4 protein-coding genes and 3 tRNA genes are annotated in these 3,257 nt (G+C 54.0%); all 7 read right to left on the reverse strand.

The genetic code is table 11. From position 1 onward, the window contains the following. Positions 1-111 (reverse strand): GTP-binding protein (locus BZL41_RS28655; protein ID WP_256578207.1); only part of this gene is annotated, 111 nt, incomplete at its 3' end. Between the two features lie 83 nt (positions 112-194). After that, positions 195-270: transfer RNA gene (locus BZL41_RS20035), tRNA-Thr, on the reverse strand. Between the two features lie 25 nt (positions 271-295). Then, positions 296-369: transfer RNA gene (locus BZL41_RS20040), tRNA-Gly, on the reverse strand. Between the two features lie 23 nt (positions 370-392). Beyond that, positions 393-477, reverse strand: a tRNA-Tyr gene (locus BZL41_RS20045). Positions 478-620: 143 nt separating this feature from the next. Then, positions 621-1,295, reverse strand: coding sequence for an SPOR domain-containing protein (locus tag BZL41_RS20050; protein WP_095600921.1), 675 nt, complete (start codon positions 1,293-1,295; stop codon positions 621-623). Positions 1,296-1,307: 12 nt separating this feature from the next. Next, positions 1,308-2,054 carry a pantothenate kinase gene (locus BZL41_RS20055; RefSeq protein ID WP_095600922.1) on the reverse strand — a complete coding sequence of 249 codons (747 nt, stop codon included), beginning with the start codon at positions 2,052-2,054 and terminating at the stop codon, positions 1,308-1,310. After that, complete coding sequence (birA, locus tag BZL41_RS20060; RefSeq protein WP_095600923.1) at positions 2,044-3,003, reverse strand: bifunctional biotin--[acetyl-CoA-carboxylase] ligase/biotin operon repressor BirA; 960 nt, start codon at positions 3,001-3,003, stop codon at positions 2,044-2,046. The genes BZL41_RS20055 and birA overlap by 11 nt, the downstream gene beginning before the upstream one ends. Positions 3,004-3,257 lie beyond the last annotated feature (254 nt).

The raw sequence follows: 3,257 nt of genomic DNA on the forward strand, positions 1-3,257 counted from the left end.
AGCGCAAACCTTGGTCAGCGCTGCGGTCAGGGTAGTTTTGCCATGGTCAACGTGACCGATAGTGCCCACGTTGACGTGCGGTTTGTTACGTTCGAATTTCTCTTTAGCCATCGAGACCGTCTCCCATCGCGGAATTGAGCAAGTCACGCCACCATTAAAACAAAGGCAGATACTTTCATATCTGCCTTTGCAAATGGAGCTCATGAGCGGATTTGAACCGCTGACCTCACCCTTACCAAGGGTGTGCTCTACCAGCTGAGCTACATGAGCGAAACACATGCACGAACAACAAACTTGGAGCGGGTAGCGGGAATCGAACCCGCATCATCAGCTTGGAAGGCTGAGGTTCTACCACTGAACTATACCCGCGGAGCCTGCGCTCACGCCTAATCTGGTGGAGGGGGAAGGATTCGAACCTTCGAAGTCTATGACGTCAGATTTACAGTCTGATCCCTTTGGCCGCTCGGGAACCCCTCCAAAAGGAGGCGGCATTTTCATCGCACGCCGCCCTGCTGTCAAGCATTTTCTCATTAAAAACTTGAGCTTAGCTCTCTCGACAGCTACCTCGCAGGAAATCCTAAGATCAGCCAGCCTGCGAAGCGGGCGCCATTCTATGCAAACTATTGAGGAGTTGCAACGCTTTCGCAGGGTAATATTTGATGTTGTAAGGCATTGAAATCACGAGCCAATTGATCCAAGAGCAAGTCATCCACCAAACGGCGGCTTTCCGGGTCGACTCTCACCCAGAAACTGCGGTGCGCCCGAGGAAGCTCTCGAACCTGGGGCTCATAACCCGCATCTCTCAACCGTTGCGCAACACTTTCAGCCGAGTCACTACGGGGAAAAATCCCAAGCGAGATTCCATTCGCCAAATCACCCTGGGTAATGATGTAGCTATCTATTTTCCTAGCCTGTAACTCCCTAAGCTGGCGTAGCGAGGCTTGGCGCGAAGCCAATGGAGGCAGGTAGACCCAGTAGTCGACTCCAGCCGCCGTATCCAGTGGCTGAACTCGAACCTGTATGTCGAGGCTAATCAGACGCTGCTCGACCTGGTGAGCCGCATCCTCTCTCTCAAAGCTTCCAAGAAAAAGGCATGCGGTACCACTTTCGCTCCCCGGAGCCGAAAGCTGCCTCCGAGCAGCGCCTGAAGTCTCGCTCAACAGCTTGATATCCTGTTGAGCAGAACGATAAAGAGAGAGAGGAGCCACCTCTTTGGCCCTGAGAGGCGCCTGCTGCTGATGCCAGACGTAATAGAAGAGATTGAGCACGACGAGCAAGAGAAACAACCAGCGCATGACAGACAGACCTCAAGGTATTGGGCAGGCTAAAGCCAACCCGACGAAAACCAGATCAGGCATGACCCGTGCGCCAGGCAGCACATTACTTACAAGAGAGGCATCCCCCCCCGTCAGAAATACATCGAAATCCCGCCCCCAGTAATCCCGGGCCAGTTCCAACTGCGTCTGGACAAATCCCTTCAGCATGAGCAGGCAGCCCCTTTCGACTGCCTCAACGGTGGAGCGTCCCGGCAGCAGTTCCTGCAAGGCCCGCCCCGCCGCTTCATCGTCATATCTGATCCGCCGGGTATGTGTGCGTAATTGATTGCGCATCAAGGGCACACCTGGACAAATGAAGCCCCCAAGATGCTCGCCAGAACCCGCCACAAAATCGGAAGTAACGGCCGTCCCTAGATCAAGAATGAGACAAGCCCTTCCAGCCAGATGAAAGGCCCCCGACAGAGCAAGCCACCGATCCAGACCGAGACGTTCATACTCCCGGTAGCCATTACTGACACCAGCCAACACTCGCGACGAGGCCGCGCATAGCACATCGATACCGAAGTGTTTATGAAGCTGAGCAACCAACCTACGAGTTTCCTCGTCACTCCTTACACTAACTAGGCGGGCAGATCGAGGCTTTTCCTGAAGGCCTATCAACACAGCCAGCAATTGCTCGTCGGAACTTGCAACCCCCCCCTCCAAGACCTTTCCATCAGGCTTGGATATGAGCCTCCATTTTATAAAGCTGTTACCGCAGTCGAGCTCAAGAATCATTGCGCAACCTCAAACTGAGCTCCCCGCCACTGAACTCGCGCTCAACACCATCAACAAGCAAACGAAGAGCTCCCCGATCATTAATCCCGAGCACAGTACCACTGATTCGCTGAGCCCCTGCGATGAGCTCTACCTGTCTTCCCTGCCACAAATGGCTTGCTTCCCATTCCGCTCGCTGGCCCGCAAATCCTTTCTCGAAATGGCTGGAGAGATGAAATCTCAATTGGTCATTGAGCTCGATGACCAGCAAATTCCGATCTATCAGCTCACCGAGCTCTAAACACAGGGATGTCCAAGGCTGATCAATAGCCTTAAGCTCGGAACTCATATTGGCATTGATACCTATACCAATCACCACGTGGCAGATATCTGCGGGATCCCCCATTAGCTCCAATAGAATCCCAGCGATTTTCTTTTCATTCACTAAAATATCATTTGGCCACTTCAACCCAACCCCACTCACCCCTAAGGCCGACAGGGCACGAACGACCGCAAGTCCAACTACCAAACTCAAACCTTCGATTTGGCGTGCGCCACCGTCAACTCGAACGACGAGGCTGTAATAAAGGTTCTCCGCGAAGGGACTGAACCAAGACCGCCCCCTCCTTCCCCGCCCCCCAGTCTGGCGCTCTGCTAGAACAACAAACGGAGGCACCTCGCCACACCCCAGCAATCGGAGGGCTTCAGCATTTGTGGAGTCTAGGGATTCATGAAGGAAACAAGGCCAAGCAGCCCCCTTCCCCGAGGCGATACGATCTTTATCCAGCAATATCAACGGTGCAGGCAACCTATAGCCATGGCCCCTTACCTTGAAAATAGGCAAGTTCAGATCGGCCTCTAATTGCTGCAACTGTTTCCATATGGCACTCCGACTCACGCCTAGAGCAGTACCTAACGCTTCGCCGGAATGGAAACGGCCATCCTGCAAGAGCTTTAACAACTTCAGCATGCGGACTCGCCTCCCAATGAGGCAGGCATCATAACGACGCGCCGGTCGGTTGCATAGAAAGCGCAAGGCACAGACGTTTCTTGTGTCGTGCCTATCGAGCGCCCTTCGCCGGCCTGTCGCGGCCTTTGCAGCCCTCGTTATCGGCAATGCCGTTTCGTTGAGTTTTTCCAGGCGCAAAGACAAACCCCCAACCCGATTGCTCGGATTGGGGGTTTGGGCTAGGTGCTTGACGATGACCTACTCTCACATGGGGA

The sequence above is a fragment of the Pseudomonas sp. PIC25 genome (assembly GCF_002286785.1).
In the GTDB taxonomy this organism is placed as follows: domain Bacteria; phylum Pseudomonadota; class Gammaproteobacteria; order Pseudomonadales; family Pseudomonadaceae; genus Pseudomonas_M.